Raw genomic sequence first — 16457 nt, 5'->3', positions numbered from 1 at the left:
ACTCTTCCGATACAGGAGATTATGCAGAAGATAAAAGGACATACTCACAAGGAAATTAATCCGGACACTGAGAAAGCATTATGGCATGAACTGCAACAGGCTGCCCATACAATACACGTATTATCAGAGAAGAGAAGTGAGAAACTCAGAAATTTATCTCCTGTTTCAGATAGTTTTTCTATACAGTTCGATGAAATTAAACATGTATCACGGAAGATTGAAGAACATGTAATCTACCAGCATATGATAGAGCCTTATGTCCAGTGGCTCATTGATGCGTCCAATCGTCGTATTCAGCACGAGGTCAAAAAATCCGATGATATAATAAAGACAAAGGAAAAGCTTTTGAAAGAATTGCTTGCTCAATATATGCAGGTGCACGAGTATATCGAGCTTTTCAGAAAAACTGTAGAGGAGATTCTGTATGGAACAGTACCAGCAAAAGATTGAATTGCTTGACACAGCATGTGAACTAATTGATAATCTGCTTGGTCGAATCGAGGTTGCGGCATCTCTTTACCATGGTGGTAAGGAAGTAGAGGGAAGTCAGAAAATCTTAACGATTATTGATGATATGGCACAGCTGGCACAGGCGCTTACGTTAACGCTTGATGTTCAGAAAGAAGCGGTTGATGCATCTGTCATGAATGATTTCTTGCAGGAGAGCATTAACGCTCTTGAGAATCAAGACTTTGTACTGTTGGCTGATTTATTTGAATATGAAATCTCTCCCGTGCTTCAGGCCTGGAAAGAGAAAATTTTTATAACGCTTGAGGGATAGGGAATATGGATGTTCGAAAGCATAATTTAGAAGTTCTCCGGCTGTATTATCCGGAGTTGTATGAGAATATTAAAGACAGGGCTTGCTCTAATGAGTATGAAGTGATTGTATCAAGGGAAGGCTGTCCGACCGTTAAAGTCGGGGCTTTCTTTTTGCATAGCCGCTATAATCCCGTTCAAGAAGCAAAAAAATTTATGGATACACAATGGGATGAAAATCAGGAAGAGACGGTTTTGTACGGATTTGGATTCGGTTATCACATAGCGGAAGCGTTAGAGCGCATTCAGCCGGGACAGAAACTGTATGTGTTTGAACTGAATATGGCGCTTTTTAATTTGGCGCTTGCGAACGTAGATATTACTCATCTACTCGCTCATCCACAGCTTACGCTTGTGATATCAGAGGATCAAGCTTATATAGCCCGCTGTCTGCATGAACTATTGGTTCGAACAAACCGACTGATTGTGTATCCGCCGTCTGCACGCGCTGTTCCGGAGCGATACGAGCGCCTGAAGTTCTTACTGGAAGTATGGGATAAACGTCTGCTTCAAGTAAAAAACTATATGCCGATGTTGCAAGAGAATTATAGCGCCAATACCCAGCTTGGCGATCCGAATATAAGTGAGTTTTTTGGACGGTATAAAGGAAAACCTATTATTGTTGTATCATCCGGTCCTTCATTAAATAAAAATAAGCACTTGCTTGGGCAATGTAAAGGGAAAGCATTGTTGATTGCTGCGGGTTCTGCTCTCAGGCCTGTTCTGGCTGCCGGAGTGGAGCCTGATATGTTCTGCATTATCGATGCGATTTACCATACAACCCGTAAGCAAATAGAAGGGGTAGAAAATTTGAATATTCCTCTTATTTATTTGGAAACGGCCAGTGCAGGCACAGTTGCAGCTTACCAGGGACCACGATTTGTTGCGGTGAACAGTGAGCGTTCCGGTGTAAGAAGAGACGAGTTAATCGAGAGTGGAGGCTCTGTAGCCACTGCTATACTTGATATTGCCATTCGAATGGGAGGCAACCCAATTATTTTTGTGGGACAGGACCTGGCGTTTACCAATCAGGAACATCACGCAGACGGCAGGATGTACGGAGAAGAAGAAAAAATAAAAATTAATCCTACGCTGAGACAAGTTCAGGGGCAAAATGGTGAGATGATGTGGACAAATATTGGACTGCTGGGTTATAAATACTGGATTGAGGAACGAATTCAACGTGAGAAGAGTATAACCTTTATTAATGCCACGGAAGGAGGAGCCTATATTGATGGCTGTATACATATGCCTCTTTCCGAGGTGCTTGACTCATATATAAACAAATAGTGATCATAAATAAGGGGCCTTTCACTGACGGGAGGTTCCTTATTTTTATGAACAGAAGGACTGTTTTTTATAAGAAAAATGACGATAAAATAACAGAGAAGAAAAAATGCAAGAGAACGGGTGGGAGAATGTACACAGGGAAACGGATCTTGGTTATCGGCGGGACCGGAACAATCGGCCAGCAGATGGTAAAAGAGCTTCTCACATATAATCCAAAGGTTATTCGTATATTTAGCCGTGATGAATATAAGCAGTATGAAATGCAAAATGAATACCGTGAATATAACTCTCAGCTTCGCTTCCTAATAGGGGATGTGCGCGATTATTCACGCGTGTATCGGGCGATGGAAAATATCGATTATGTGTTTCACCTTGCAGCGATGAAGCACGTACCGGCATGTGAATATAATCCATTTGAAGCAGTACAAACAAATGTAATTGGTACGCAGAATGTGATTCAAGCTGCGATGCAAGCCGGGGTAAAGAAGGTTCTGTTTACGAGTACGGATAAGGCGATTTCACCGACGAATACATATGGAGCAACAAAATTAACAGCGGAGCGGCTTATTTCCGCAGCAGAATATATGAAAGGGACGACGACAACGGTATTTTCTGCTGTTCGCTTTGGTAATGTAATGGGTTCGCGCGGCTCGGTTATTCCGTTATTTAAAAAACAAATATTTGAGCAAGGGTGTGTGACGGTTACGGACCCAGATATGATTCGTTATATGATGACCCCAAGTCAGGCAATCTCACTTATGCTGAAGGCGAATGAACTGGCGCAGGGCGGAGAAGTATTTGTTTTAAAAATGCCAATTGTAAAGCTTGGGGATCTTGTAGAAGTGATGGTCGAAGAGACGACAAAAAAATATGGAATTGCTCATACTGTTGACGTGAGAGAAATTGGATTGCGTCCCGGTGAAAAAAGATACGAGGAGTTGATGACCGACGACGAAGCGCATGTCGCGTTGGAAACGCCGGAAATGTATATCATTCCGTCGATTTTTGCGCGGCAACGGCAGTATCCAGGTATTGTTCAAACCGGTGTGAAAAATGTATTTCCTGAAACGGAAAAGGCAATCGGGAAAGAAGTGCTGCGTGACTGGCTTCTGAGTGAAGGATTGATTTAGTTATGGAAAATGCTTGATGATTTGGCCGCCATGTTTCTCGCGTAAAATCAGGCTCATACACTATTTCCATACAGGAACAAGATAAGCTAATTTATTTACATAGCCGCTATTATCCAATGCATGAAGCGGAATGTTTCGTACGCCAGTATGAGGAAGAAACAGTCCGATCCTATAAATATATTCTGTTCTATGGGGGAGGATTCGGCTATCATATAGAGGCGTTTGCCCGCCGATTTGTCTCGTGGGGCAAAACCTTGCTTACCGAGAAACGCGCTATTATGCAGGAGCGATTCCGTATTATACGCCAGATATGACGGAGGAGCAGAGAAAAGAAGCGTTTCCTAGTTAAGGATGTGCACGGAAATGAGATTTACACGAACGAAGGAGTTAACCGGATGCGTTTGGAGATGGAGAAGTATATCCTGGCAAATCCGGAGTATGAGGTTATCAATACAACGAAGGGCGGCTCATATATAGAAGGAACGTCCTTTTCCTTATTATGAAGAAGTGATGATACAGAGGTTTACAGAGTGAGTCGTCTCTGAAGGCTGGTGTATGCTTTCTGAATTGAGCGACTATGATGTCACATACGCAGGCGAGAAAATGGCAGAAATGAAGCAGGCATATGGAGAAATCATTGAGTTATTTAGTGATTTGGTTCGTGTGTTGCAATCGATGAGAAAACATATGCAGTAAAGAAAAGAAACGGCTGTGCAGAAAGATTTCGGAAAGGTAGATAAGATGCTTGGTCAGATTAAGAAAAATGCCTTTTTCGAGGTGTTTTTGCTGCCGATGAATCAGGTTTCGTACGATTTTCTTACGCACCAGTTGACTGATTTGCATTTTACGAATGGAGTGTTTGAAAAAGCAGAAAAGGTGATGCGGGAGTTTAGTGCTTTTATTCAGGTGTGTCAGGAGGATATTAAGGTATATCCTAGCTATAAGGGATATAAACGTCTTAGGGAAAAATCTAATTTATATAGGGGACATGTTTATGCAAATTTCACAACTAATACGGGATGGATATACAATTCTAAAAAATGTTTTTAATAAGGAACAATTACAAGATGTTTGCTCTTTAATAGATGAAGTAATTGAATATGCAGAAAAGGACTTAATTGATCCGTTTAAGATGTTTTATTTAGGACACAGACCTGACCAAGGCGTTTTGTACGATTTGTATCAACGTCATCCCGAGTTTAGAGATATGGCACAAAATAAAATAATACTAGATACTTTGCAACAAGTATTAGGAGAGGATATTTTTATTTACGAGAATAGTATGGTTTATAAGCCTAAAGGCAAGAGAAATGGAGTTCCCTGGCACCAAGATTTTATTTCTAGAAGGACAGAGCCGATTAAGTATATCGTTTGGATAGCACTTGATAAAATTACAAAAGATAATGGATGTTTAAAGGTTATCCCAGGTTCACATAGGCTAGGATTTTTACCATGGCATACGGTTAAAGGAGAAACACATCATGATAGGGTTAATAAAGAGTATGTAGATGAATCGAAAGCAGAATATGTGGAGTTAGAAGTGGGGGATGTATTAATTTTCCATATGTTGCTTTTGCATTCAAGTGATGAAGTACATACTGATGTACCAAGAAGAGCATTTAGAATTTCTTATCAGGGATTTGACCAAATATATAGCCCGAGAGCAACACCGATTGTTGTTCGGGGAGGTAAACCTAAATCATTAGCTAGTCGTTTTTCATTATCAAATAACAATTATAAAAAAATACTTGATAATATGGATATGCAAATAAATAAAGAAATTAATTTGGATTTTATATCCTTTTTATTTCACAATCCCCAATCTAAGGTAGCGATTTTTGGGGCGAGTGATAGTGGGAAATTTGCTTATCATTTTATAGACACATACAATCGTCTTTTTAATGCTAATGTTATTGTTCCGTATTTTTTAGATAATGCGATTGATAAAAATGAAACCTATTTTTGTGATTTAATGACTTTTATTCCTAATTTAGAGCTTCTTAATAATGTTGAAAAAGTTATATTAGCTTCATCAGCTTATAGAGAAATTACTTTACAGCTTATTAGCATTGGACTTGAAAGTGAGAGACTACTAACAATTTTCTATTAATCGAAGTATAAGTACGATTAGAGAGGATGAACTCATATGCTTCAATGGCTGGAAGGAAAGAAAATAGTCATGTTTGGCTCAGGAGGTACCGCTAAATTAGTATCTCAATCCCTCCCATATACTATTTCGTATTATATAGACAATAATCCGAAAAAGTGGAATACAACTTTTATGAACAATTTAGTTCTTAGCCCGGATACTTTGAAACAAGAAGATAAGAATAATTTAACTATATTAGTAGCTAGTATGTATTACGATGAGATTTCTCAGCAATTATCAGAAATGGGCTTTATTGAAGAGGAGCATTTTTTTAATGGGATGCTCTTGGGAAATGCAATTGCCAATTTAAATAGAAATAAAGGGAAAATTGTATATCCCAAAGTAGTTAATTACCCTATTACAAATAAATGTAATTATAGATGTATAATGTGTAACGTTTGGAAGCCTGAATATGCTGCCCATAAAGATTTAACACCGTCTGAAATATATAATGTATTTTCTCAACCTTTATTTAAAGAACTTGCTCATGTTGGGATTAGTGGCGGTGAGCCATTTGTTAGAAAGGATATACTTGAAATAATAAAAAGTATATGTGATGCTGTTCCAAGTCTAAAAAGCATATCTATTATTACAAACGCTAGCTTAGAACATACATTTGAAAAAGTAAAACAGATAAAGGAGGAGCTTGACGCTAGAAAGATTCATTTTACTCTTCAAATTTCTATTGATGGTGTTGATGAGGTTCACGATAAAAATAGAGGGGTTCCTAAGGCATTCGAGAGAACAATTAAGAACTTTTATAAATTAAATGCGATAGGCTTGGTTAGTGAGATAAGTACGACAATTACAAAAAATAATTATAATAAGTTATGGGATATCTATCGATTTGCCAAAGATAATAATGTATATATTAGGTTTAGACTAGCTAGCTCTATTGATCGTTTATACAATTCTGATTTAACTCATAATTTCTCTTTTAATGATAGAGAGAAGTTAACCATTATAAAGTTTCTAGAAAATATTATTTTTTACTATGAAAAAGATGTTCAAAAGAGATTTTTTTATCGTTCTTTAATAGGACAGTTGAAAGGACAAAAACGAAAAGCGGGTTGTGATTGGCAAACTAGCCAGGGGGTTTCCCTAGATCCTTATGGAAATCTTTATTTTTGTTTCCCGAAAAGTAAGCTAATAAAAAATATAAACAGTGATAGCTCAGAATACGATATTCAATTATTGGAAGAGAATATTGATAAGCTTGATGATGCCTTACATCATTGTTCAAGTTGTACACATGATTATACGGCTGAGTTAACTTTAGATGCCCTATATGATAATATGAGAGAACATGTAGAATTCAATGAAAACTTCAAACATAATACAGAGATATTAAATACATCAATTGAGTATGCTCTCTCAAAGGAAATAAAGAAAGTTAAAAAGGTTTCAATTGTTGGATGGTATGGAACAGAGACATTAGGCGATAAGGCAATCTTAGGTGGAATTATTGATAATTTGGTGAAAGACGGAATTAAATTAGATGATATTACGGTTGTTTCATTACATCCTACATATACAAGGCTAACATTACATGAAATGGGGATTTCAGTTATTAAAACTGCCAGTACTCTTGAAGTAAAAGTTGATGATAGTTTTATTTCTTCACAGGATTTGTTCATTTTTGGTGGTGGCCCTTTATGTGATGTTGAGCCACTTGTAGATATGCTAGAGATTTTTCTGAATGCTAAAAAGCACGAAAAATTAACTATGATATATGCATGTGGAATTGGCCCTCTTAAAGAAAAAAGATACATAAAAGCCTTAAATAAATTGATTGATTGCTCTGATAAGATTGCATTGAGAGATGAACAATCTTTGAATAAATATAAATCTGTTATTCCACAGTTATATAATAGGGGGGATATTAAAACATTTATAGATCCAGCTACTAAATATATTATAAATAATATTGATAAATCTGGTGAAAGAATAATAAAAGAAGAATATGCTCTTTTTAGTTTTAGGGATTGGCCATATATGTATGCTGATGGATTAAATGAAGAAGAGTATGAATTAAAAAAGAAGCAGTATGAATTAAAGATGATAGAATTAATAAAAGAGACATTAGATTTGGGGCTCAAAGTTGTGCTTATGCCGATGCACAATTATTATATGGGAGATGATGATAGGGAATTTTATTTCAATATATTATATACCTTTGATAATACAGAGAATATTCAATTGATCACCCATGATTATACTCCTTTAGAAGCGATTAATTATTTTAAATATGCAAAGTTCGCAGTGTGTTTAAGGTTTCATTCAGTTGTTTTTGCACTTTCATGTAATACACCTTGCATTGCTATTGATTATCATTATGGGAAGGGTAAGATTACCGGATTTGTATCAACTTTAAAACTAGATAATCTCTTATATGATATGGATGCTTTTATAAAGTCTGATGCTAATGAAATTATTTCTTGTGTTTTGAACCAAAAAGTAGATTGGCAACATGTAAATCAATTAATTTTAGATCAAAATAAAAAATTGGCTGAATATATGTGTGTAAGAGGTTAAAGTATGGCAGATAAATTTTCAATTTCCCATGTTAGTACTGTTGATGTGTTGGGGGGAGCAGCAATTGTTGCCTGGCGGTTAATGCAAGCACAGAGAGCTCTGGGACATGATTCTGTAATATTAGCTGGATATAAAATGTCCCCATATTTATATACGGTTCCCTTTCCTGTTGATATAGATACGAATTTACATGAAAAATGTAAAGAGCAGGGATTTTTATATTATGAATTTCAAGGTAGCCATAAACTGGTTCAACATCTGCTAGTAAAATCAGCGGATGTAATTCACCTACATAATTTACATGGTAATTACTTTAATCCATATTCACTTTCTGCATTGTCACATATAAAACCAACTATTTGGACTCTTCATGATATGCAACCGCTAACAGGACATTGTGCATATTCGTTTGATTGTGAACGCTGGGTTACAGGGTGTGGGCAATGCCCTGATCTACAAACGTATCCACCAATAAATGTAGATACAACTTCTCAGTTATGGTGGGATAAAAAAACAATATATGCTCATTCGTATTTTAATATCGTTGTGCCTTCTAAATGGCTGAAAGAAAAAGTAGAAAAGAGTATAATGCGGGAACATAAAGTAGAACTTATTTATAATGGGGTAGATACCGCAACATTTTCACCTCGTAGCAAAATAGAGAATAGAAGGAAGTATGGGATTCCAGAAAATAAATTTATAATTGGTTCCGTAGCAAATGGAGGCTCTTTTTCTGATCCACGAAAAGGTGGGTATTATACAAAAATTATACTTGATTTATTAAAGAAAAATGGTTCTGACTTTCTCTTTGTGAATATTGGATCATCAGAAGATTCATCAAATGATCCATATGTTATTAATACTGGATATATTTATGACTCTAACCAGCTAGCAGAGATTTATTCAACTTTAGATGTATTTTTATTCACTTCAATAGCAGACAATTGTCCTCTTGTTGTATTAGAGGCACTTTCTTGCGGTATTCCTATTGTTTCTTTTTCAACAGGTGGTGTACCGGAATTGGTGCAGCATGGAAAGTGTGGATTTATAGCGGAATACAAAAATGTGGGTGAGATATTCCATTATATTGAATATTTAAGGGCTAATCCACAACTTAGAATGCAGTTTGCTAAAAATGCTCGCTGGGATGCAATAACCTATTTTGAACATAATATAATTGTAAATCAGTACGAAAAGTTATATACACGAGTGATTGAAGAGTTCGAGAGAAATACTTATGAAGCAAGATTGTTTTCTTTATCAGAGTTACCCAATGTAATTATAACACAGGATTTTTTGGAAGCTGAGAAAGTTAAGAAAACTAATAAGTTTCAAGAAGAGATAAAAGCTACTCCAAAAGTAATGGTTATTTACGATAACAAAGGTGTAGCTATCGAGAAATCTACAACCTATAAAAGTATTATTCAACAAAGTTATTCTAATAAAAGTATCCAAGTTGGTTCTTTTGCGAAAGTGGATGTAAATAAAATCGAGGCTGACCTAATTTATAGTATAGATGAGGGAAGTGTGATTAATCCGTATTTTCTAGAGATAATGTTACAAGGTTATCAAGAGGAAGATGCAATTTGTTGTAAATTTACACCATTACGAGTAGACGATTCTATTTTTTACCGTAATATAACTCCTGCTCAATCTAATTATTCTAAAACAGTGGATATGGCTTATAAAGAATGCATTATTTTAAGTAAGGAATTATTTTTGAAAAACAAAGATAAGATTTTTGATTTTGAATATATTAATGTTAGCAAGTTGAAACTCCTTGATGCTAATTTTTGTATGGATAAGATAGATATTTTTATACAACGTAAGCTTAAAAAATTTAGAAACAAGAAGGTATACATTTATGGAGCTGGTTCGCATACAAAAGATTTGCTTCAACAAGTTAATTTTGATGGGATAATTTTAAGTGGAATTATTGATAAGAATAAGCAGTTAGATGGCCAGAAGTATAATGAATATCCTATATACAGCTTAGATAAAATTGACTCTTTAGACTTTGATGGATTACTTATTTCATCAGCAACCTATGAGCAAGAGATCTATGAAGAGCTGAAATTATATATACCTAAAGAAAAAATTATAAGAATTTATAATAATTAATTTAGTTTTGGGTTGGTGTTCTTACGAATATTATTATTGGAGGCTAAATAAAAGTTAGGAAATGATACGGGAAGAGATTTTGGGAATTTTGATTGAATTAGATGAATATATAAAAAATAAGAGAATTATAGTTTTTGGAACAGGTAAAGCAGGGAAGTTAGCATTTTTTGCTTTAAAGGATTTATGTTACTCGATAGCTTATTACGTTGATAATGATGAATCAAAGTGGGGAGAAATTTTATTAGGAATTGAAATTAAAAATCCTAATGAATTATTGCTAGAAAAACAAAATGAATTTGTGATTTTAGTTGCTAGTATATATTATAAGGATATTTATTTACAGTTGGAAAATATGGGGATTGGAAAGGAAAGATACTTTTCAGTCTTACCCGTAGGTAAGGAAAAAATAGTTAATGAATCTGCTCGTAATATCAGAGAGATAAATGGAGTTAAAATTGGGAAGTATAGCTTCGGTGTAGAGAAGCATTGTTTCCCTGGTACTTTACTTGAATATGTTGGTTCCTTTTGTTCCATAAATGAATATGTTCACATAGGTGCTGGTAACCACCCGACTCACTTAATCACTACTCATCCTTTATTATATGTAAATAAAGATCATATAAGTGGACATGACAGAGTTCCTGTTGGATTATTAGATCAACATGGAATAGATGTATTTGAACGTTTTAGTATAACTAAAAATGAAAGTATTAAAATAGGTAATGATGTTTGGATTGGAGCGGGAGCGATTATTTTGCCAGGTATAAAAATTGGTAATGGTGCTATAGTTGGAGCCGGAGCTGTCGTAACTAAGGATGTACCAGATTATGCTGTAGTTGGTGGGGTGCCAGCAAAGATAATTAAATATCGGTTTTCAGAAGAGGAAATAGAAATATTAAATGAGGTTAAGTGGTGGGATTGGCCAGATGAAAAAATAGCAGTTAATGCAGAATTTTTAAAGGATCCTGAGAAATTTTTTGATAAGGCAAAGAGTACGGGATTTTAATCTTTATTGAGAACAAAATGTAAAATTCGAAGCGATCCCTTTTTATTTTTTTCGAACAAATATGCCGAGAGTGACAAAGGAGAAGAGTAGAAGGTATAGCGCCCCAATTTAAAATACGATGATGAGATGTGTAGAGGTATCCCTTTTGATATAATCATAGCTAACAGCAGAGAACGAAACATGAAACGTCCCAAATCGCTAGTGAAGGAAAAGATGAATATTGTGATGGAGGGGCTGAAGAGGGAACAATCCATCGCCGAGATTTGCCGACAACATAACATTAGACAGACTTTGTATTACCGTTGAAAAGATGAGTTCATCCAAGGAGGAATGGCTGCCCTTTCGGGTAAACAATGTAAGACAGCAAAAGAAGACGTTGCTGTTCAAGCAAAGTTGGACGAGTATGAAAAGCTTATTGGTAAGTTGACTGTAAAACTTTCAAAGCTAAAAAAACGTTCGATATCTGAGCGAAGAGCACTGGGTGTGTATCTTTGATGTAGCGGAAGATTCTCCCCTATCGGTGGAATAAGTATGTCGTCTTCTTGGCGTGCACAAAAGTACGTTTTACCGTCAAAAAGCAAAGACAACTTTCGTGCAACCAAGTACTCGTCGACGACCGAAATAGGTGGTGATTCAAGAGAAAGTGCGTGCTCTTTGTCAACAGCATCTTATCTACGAATATCGTAGAATTTGGGCTTTACTAAAGCGCCAGGGAATCGAAGCCGATCAGAAAACTGTTTACTCTGTGATGAAAGCCGAAGGCTTAACACAAAAGCAAAAGCGATATGAAGCCAAGTGAACCTATCAGCCTACCGATTTTCAAATCCACTCCTTCAATCAAGTCTGGCATATTGACATGACGAAGATTTGAACAAGTGAGGGATGGAAGTATCTTGTGAGCAGCATCGATGCCTATGACCGTCGTATTGTAGCTTGAAGTCTTGATAACTACTTCTGTGATGATGAGGCAATTAGTGTGTTGGAGAAAGCGGTGAATGAAGCTTTTCCGTATAGCGTGAGAGATCAAGGACTAAAATTAGTGCAAGATAACGGGAGTCAGTTTACGAGTCGTGATTTTGTCTCCACGTTGAAGATATTGGGAATTGAGCATTCGAACGTCATACAAGCATCTACAAAGCAACGGAAAGATGGAGCGGTTGTATCGCACATTAAAAAAAGAAGAGGTCTGGGCAAACAAATACCATAAACCGGAAGAAGCGCGAGCTTCCATCAGTACTTGTATTACCTTGTATAACGAACAGCACCCCCATTCCGCTTTGGGATATCGGGCACCATTGGAAGTGTATATGGAAGAACACTCTGCAAAAGCTACTTGATTTTCGTCGCTTTTTGAGGGGAGCATTACACCGCATTTTCGATATCATTCAATGTCCCTTCATACGGATATACCCAGCAAGAAGAGCCGTTCACGGTTACAAGGTGAACCTCTTTTTACTGATATGAGCGGTAAAAGTATGAATCGGAAGGCGAATCCGGTGATAAAGGATCCGAGTTGTTTCGATTATTGGACAACATGATTCTGCTTTCACAATGCGCTATAAATAAGACTATATCCCATTTCCTATTGGATAAAAAATGTCCTATCGTTGTGCGATGGCAGTCGATGTATTCAGCGATGTCTATGGTCTTTTCACTGTCGAAGACGCGATATACTCCGCCATGTGTTAGAGGACTGACTTTGAGAAATAGAGCAGAAGACGATGATACTAAAAAAATTGCTTATTTGTTCGGAGGTTGGTACGATAGCGGTATGAGACATGTTCTTTTCACCTCTGGTATGGTTTGTGTGGTAACTTATCTATACCATGAGAAAAGGGAAAATGTCTCTTTTGTTTTTATCCGGAAGAAAAATGGGAGCGAATTTGCTCATTTATAGCTGTATAAATTACGCAATGAAATTGATCGTGTAACACTATACAAAAAACTAAAACTAGAAAGGATTTCGCATGATAGAGTATCCGTTAGTTTCGATTATAACCGCCGCCTATAACAGTGAGAAATACATTGAGGACACTATCAAAAGTGTTATCTGTCAATCTTATCCTTACATTGAATATATCGTGATAGATGGAGCCTCAAAAGATAATACACTTTCCATAGTCAAAAAATATGAAGATAAAATTTCTAAGATAATATCGGAGCCGGATAAAGGGGTCTATGACGCTTTCAACAAAGGACTAAAAGCTGCTTCAGGGGATATCATTTATTTTTTGAATTCTGATGATTATTTATACGATAGTTCGGTAATTAGTGACGTTGTGGGAAAATTCATGTCTAATTCAGAGACATCCATCGTGTATGGAGACATTCATGCATGGAATGAAGATACGGGATTCTTTCTTATCTGGGGACAGGAAGTGAATATTGATTCTTTTAAAAAAGGAATTATGCCTGGACATCCAGCAACATTTGTAAAGAAAGAACTGTATAATCTACATGGATACTTTAGTACCGAATACAAAATTGCCAGTGACTTTGAGCTGATGGCTAAATTCTTTTTAACTCATGAAAGCAGGGCTCTATATTATCCGAGAAAGGTCGCAGTATTCCGCCTTGGCGGACTTTCTTCTAATCCTAATACAACTGCTTTAATGTCTTTAGAAAAAGAAAAAATTATTGAAAAACTGTTTTCAACTTCAATTCATCAGCAAGAAAATCTTAGTGATATTAATATTGAATTTTATCGTCTTTGGATTGAAAATATATTGGTTTATGAAAGATATATTTCTAAACCTTTAAAAGAACAAGGGGTTAAGAGTGTAGCCATTTTCGGAACAAAATATACAGCCATTTATTTACTGAACGATCTCAAAAACAGTGGAATCAGTGTAGCTGCCTTTTTAGATAATGATATACGCAGACAAGGGAATGAGATTAAAGGTATACCAGTCTGCTCCCCCTCTTGGTTGAAGGAGAACAAAGATGCTGTTGATGCTATTATTCTTTCTTTTGAGGGTAGCTTTGATGATGAAATCGTCCAGCAAATAAACTCTTTAATTGGATATGACAAGCCTATTTATTCATGGAAAGATCTCATTAGATGGTGTTATAAAATTTAAGCTATTCTTATAGTATTTGCTACGTTTTTCTTTTAGTGTATTAACTATAAAGAAGATAAAACAGACCCTATTAAATAAGTTTGGTGGAATCAGGATGATTAATATTCTACATATGACACCATCTATTTATGAAGGTGGTATTGAGGAAGTAATTGAGAATATCGTTTGTGGAATCAATGTAGATAAATTTAAATCTGTAGTAGCTTGCTACAACAAAGGGAGCAAATTTGAAGTTCTGCGGGATAAAAAGGTAAAGTGCTATCAAATTAATAAGCACGTTTCTGCACCTTTTGAAAAAATTGAACAAATCCGAAAAGTTATAGAAGAGAATAATATTGATATTGTTCATTCTCATTATTGTTTTGACGCTGTGTTAGCTGGACACTTGCTGAAAAAAAAAGTCGTTGAAACAGTTCATTCTATTTATGATAGAAAAAAGGGGTACAATTTTGACTTGGAAAGATTTAGGTACCAGCTTTCAATAGTAGACCGAGTTGTATGCGTTTCGGAATTAGTAAAAAAGCATATAATCTCTGATTTCGGGATTCATCCGGATAAAGTGGAAGTTATAAAAAACTGGGTAAATAAGCCTTCAATGAAGTCAGAAGAGCTGCTGATAAGTGAGCAGAAGATAGGTACGGTTTCAAGGATTGCTCCAGAAAAAGGTTTGGATGATGTTCTTGATATAGCTGCAGCCTTTCCAGCAGCTACTTTTTCTATTTGCGGAAATACAGTCGGGAACAGTAATTATGCCAATTATCTTAAACAGAAGGCGCTACAATCCAATTTAAATAATGTATATTTTACTCCGTTCGAATATAACGCTAAAAATGCCATCTACCGATCCTTGTCGATTTTTCTTGTAACTTCAAGATTTGAAGGAAGCGGACTGACTGCAATGGAAGCACTGCTCAGAGGGTGCTGTGTAATCTCTTATGACGTAGGAGATATTAAAAATTTTGTTAAAGATGGAGTTAACGGATATATAGTAAAAGACATAGATGAAATGAAGCAAAAAATTAGATATCTCTTAGAAAATCCAGAACATCTAAAAGCAATTAGAAAAAATAATGCTAATTCGTTCATTAGCAACAATGCGGAGTTATACGAAAAGATGTATAAGTGTATAGTCACTGGAGAGGAAAAAAATGGATAAAAAAAATCAGAAAGTCCTGTACGTTTCTTTTTTACCGAACTATTTTAGCGGACTTACTCAAAGAACACATCATATTATCAATCATATGGATAAAAATGAAGAAATTTCTCAAATAGATATTATCCATATAGATAATCATGCTGCTCCTCCTGACTATGTTACAGTGACTTATCAAGGGAAAAAGCGCTTCTATGGTGTCAGCACTGCTCCTTCCTTTGGAGGAGGGTGGAATCATCTCTCTGCACCAGTTCATATGTATGAAAGGTTTAATAAGGTTTGCGATAGTACATATGATTACATTATTGCAGAGACTCCATGGGGGGGAATGGTTGGCTCTTTATTAAAAAATGAAGCAAAGCGTTCTAACATCCTTATCTATGAAGATATGGATTACTTCCCTGGTTTTTATACCAAATGCCAGTTCCGCCATAATGCGATGAAGCTTCTGGAACAGGGGGTGCTGCGTGACGTAGACTTAGTTATTACGATTGGTGAAAAATTGAAGAGAGAGAGAGAGAGAGTCACAGAAAAAGAGGTTTTAGTCTATCATAATGGAGTGAACTTTAAAAGTTTTACAAAAGCTCACCAGAAAGAACAGGGAGCGCCAACATTATTATATATGGGAGCTATAGAAGAATGGGCAGGAGTGGATTTGCCTGTGTATGCTTTGCCACATCTGATTGAGAGGTTTCCTAATATTAAGTACGTAGTAGTAGGAAGTGGTCCTTATCTAGAAGAGCTGGAAGAACTAACATGCCGCCTGAGCGTAAGAGAACATGTTGAATTTAAAGGCTTACATCCGTATAGTGCATTACCTGATTTTCTAAAAAAAGCAGACATAGGAATTGCAGTGTATCGTCCTATTGATTTGATGAAGTATGCTTTTACCTTAAAGGTAGTGGAGTATGGTGCGGCAGGACTTCCTGTTATTGCAACCGCAATTGGTGAAACTGAAGAATATGTTAATAAAAATAGGTCTGGTGTATTAATTGAGCATAACGTACAGCAGTTTATTTCCGCCGTTGTAAAGCTGTTAGAGGATCGGCAGTTATATGAAGAATGCTGTCAAAATGGTATTGCGGCTGCCAGCCATATGGATTGGGAGACAATACTGGAAGAGCGCCACAATGCAATTCAGGCTTTTTTAAGCAAACAATAATAAGGGAAGAGA

14 protein-coding genes and 2 pseudogenes are annotated in these 16457 nt (G+C 36.0%); 15 read left to right on the top strand and 1 reads right to left on the bottom strand.

Annotation, left to right across the window (positions count from 1 at the left end):
* From B2899_RS09790 to B2899_RS18430, 12 genes and pseudogenes are all read left to right on the top strand, one after another.
* On the top strand, positions 1 to 450 hold a 450-nt coding region (locus tag B2899_RS09790; RefSeq protein ID WP_286885415.1), incomplete at its 5' end, for a hypothetical protein.
* Positions 425 to 781, top strand: a complete 357-nt coding sequence (locus B2899_RS09785; RefSeq protein WP_286885413.1) for a hypothetical protein — start codon at positions 425 to 427, stop codon at positions 779 to 781. The genes B2899_RS09790 and B2899_RS09785, both read left to right, overlap by 26 nt.
* A 5-nt stretch (positions 782 to 786) precedes the next feature.
* Entirely contained in the window at positions 787 to 2109 is a 1323-nt protein-coding gene (locus B2899_RS09780) for a motility associated factor glycosyltransferase family protein (protein WP_286885411.1), read from the top strand.
* 128 nt (positions 2110 to 2237) lie between these two features.
* On the top strand, positions 2238 to 3239 hold the full coding sequence (locus B2899_RS09775; protein ID WP_286885410.1) for a UDP-N-acetylglucosamine 4,6-dehydratase family protein: 1002 nt from the start codon (positions 2238 to 2240) through the stop codon (positions 3237 to 3239).
* 555 nt (positions 3240 to 3794) lie between these two features.
* Positions 3795 to 3935 (top strand): hypothetical protein, encoded by a 141-nt coding sequence (locus B2899_RS09770; RefSeq protein WP_286885408.1) that lies wholly within the window; start codon positions 3795 to 3797, stop codon positions 3933 to 3935.
* 298 nt (positions 3936 to 4233) lie between these two features.
* A complete protein-coding gene (locus tag B2899_RS09765) occupies positions 4234 to 5349 on the top strand; it encodes a phytanoyl-CoA dioxygenase family protein (protein WP_286885406.1) in 1116 nt (371 codons plus the stop codon).
* 36 nt (positions 5350 to 5385) lie between these two features.
* Complete coding sequence (locus tag B2899_RS09760) at positions 5386 to 7923, top strand: polysaccharide pyruvyl transferase family protein (RefSeq protein WP_286885404.1); 2538 nt, start codon at positions 5386 to 5388, stop codon at positions 7921 to 7923.
* A gap of 3 nt (positions 7924 to 7926) precedes the next feature.
* Positions 7927 to 10044, top strand: a complete 2118-nt coding sequence (locus tag B2899_RS09755; RefSeq protein ID WP_286885402.1) for a glycosyltransferase — start codon at positions 7927 to 7929, stop codon at positions 10042 to 10044.
* A gap of 712 nt (positions 10045 to 10756) precedes the next feature.
* Positions 10757 to 11050: pseudogene (locus tag B2899_RS18440) on the top strand (CatB-related O-acetyltransferase); the annotation flags it as partial.
* A gap of 330 nt (positions 11051 to 11380) precedes the next feature.
* The gene (locus B2899_RS09745; RefSeq protein WP_286885398.1) at positions 11381 to 11545 is read left to right on the top strand and encodes a hypothetical protein; all 165 of its coding nucleotides are present in this window, start codon (positions 11381 to 11383) and stop codon (positions 11543 to 11545) included.
* Between the two features lie 130 nt (positions 11546 to 11675).
* Positions 11676 to 11849, top strand: coding sequence for an IS3 family transposase (locus tag B2899_RS18435; protein ID WP_414631765.1), 174 nt, complete (start codon positions 11676 to 11678; stop codon positions 11847 to 11849).
* Between the two features lie 304 nt (positions 11850 to 12153).
* Positions 12154 to 12387, top strand: a complete 234-nt coding sequence (locus B2899_RS18430) for an integrase core domain-containing protein (protein WP_414631764.1) — start codon at positions 12154 to 12156, stop codon at positions 12385 to 12387.
* A gap of 28 nt (positions 12388 to 12415) precedes the next feature.
* Here the strand turns inward: B2899_RS18430 and B2899_RS18425 are convergent.
* A pseudogene (locus tag B2899_RS18425) lies at positions 12416 to 12573 on the bottom strand (IS701 family transposase); the annotation flags it as partial.
* A gap of 444 nt (positions 12574 to 13017) precedes the next feature.
* Between B2899_RS18425 and B2899_RS09740 the strand changes: the two are divergent.
* The 3 genes from B2899_RS09740 to B2899_RS09730 all read left to right on the top strand — a co-directional run bounded on the left by B2899_RS09740 (position 13018) and on the right by B2899_RS09730 (position 16445).
* Entirely contained in the window at positions 13018 to 14130 is a 1113-nt protein-coding gene (locus B2899_RS09740; protein ID WP_286885397.1) for a glycosyltransferase family 2 protein, read from the top strand.
* A gap of 94 nt (positions 14131 to 14224) precedes the next feature.
* Complete coding sequence (locus B2899_RS09735) at positions 14225 to 15286, top strand: glycosyltransferase family 4 protein (protein WP_286885395.1); 1062 nt, start codon at positions 14225 to 14227, stop codon at positions 15284 to 15286.
* Positions 15279 to 16445, top strand: a complete 1167-nt coding sequence (locus tag B2899_RS09730; RefSeq protein ID WP_286885393.1) for a glycosyltransferase — start codon at positions 15279 to 15281, stop codon at positions 16443 to 16445. The genes B2899_RS09735 and B2899_RS09730 overlap by 8 nt, the downstream gene beginning before the upstream one ends.
* Positions 16446 to 16457: the final 12 nt, after the last annotated feature.

Origin of the sequence: Aneurinibacillus sp. UBA3580, assembly GCF_002375825.1 — a bacterium.
Lineage (GTDB): Bacteria > Bacillota > Bacilli > Aneurinibacillales > Aneurinibacillaceae > Aneurinibacillus > Aneurinibacillus danicus.
This window is presented reverse-complemented; position numbering and strand designations above follow the sequence as displayed.

Coding starts and splice junctions, on each gene's coding strand:
- B2899_RS09735 (WP_286885395.1), top strand. CDS start 14,225: ATGATTAATATTCTACATATGACACCATCTATTTATGAAGGTGGTATT.
- B2899_RS09755 (WP_286885402.1), top strand. CDS start 7,927: ATGGCAGATAAATTTTCAATTTCCCATGTTAGTACTGTTGATGTGTTG.
- B2899_RS09730 (WP_286885393.1), top strand. CDS start 15,279: ATGGATAAAAAAAATCAGAAAGTCCTGTACGTTTCTTTTTTACCGAAC.
- B2899_RS09760 (WP_286885404.1), top strand. CDS start 5,386: ATGCTTCAATGGCTGGAAGGAAAGAAAATAGTCATGTTTGGCTCAGGA.
- B2899_RS09770 (WP_286885408.1), top strand. CDS start 3,795: ATGCTTTCTGAATTGAGCGACTATGATGTCACATACGCAGGCGAGAAA.
- B2899_RS09775 (WP_286885410.1), top strand. CDS start 2,238: ATGTACACAGGGAAACGGATCTTGGTTATCGGCGGGACCGGAACAATC.
- B2899_RS09785 (WP_286885413.1), top strand. CDS start 425: ATGGAACAGTACCAGCAAAAGATTGAATTGCTTGACACAGCATGTGAA.
- B2899_RS09740 (WP_286885397.1), top strand. CDS start 13,018: ATGATAGAGTATCCGTTAGTTTCGATTATAACCGCCGCCTATAACAGT.
- B2899_RS09765 (WP_286885406.1), top strand. CDS start 4,234: ATGCAAATTTCACAACTAATACGGGATGGATATACAATTCTAAAAAAT.
- B2899_RS09780 (WP_286885411.1), top strand. CDS start 787: ATGGATGTTCGAAAGCATAATTTAGAAGTTCTCCGGCTGTATTATCCG.
- B2899_RS09745 (WP_286885398.1), top strand. CDS start 11,381: ATGGCTGCCCTTTCGGGTAAACAATGTAAGACAGCAAAAGAAGACGTT.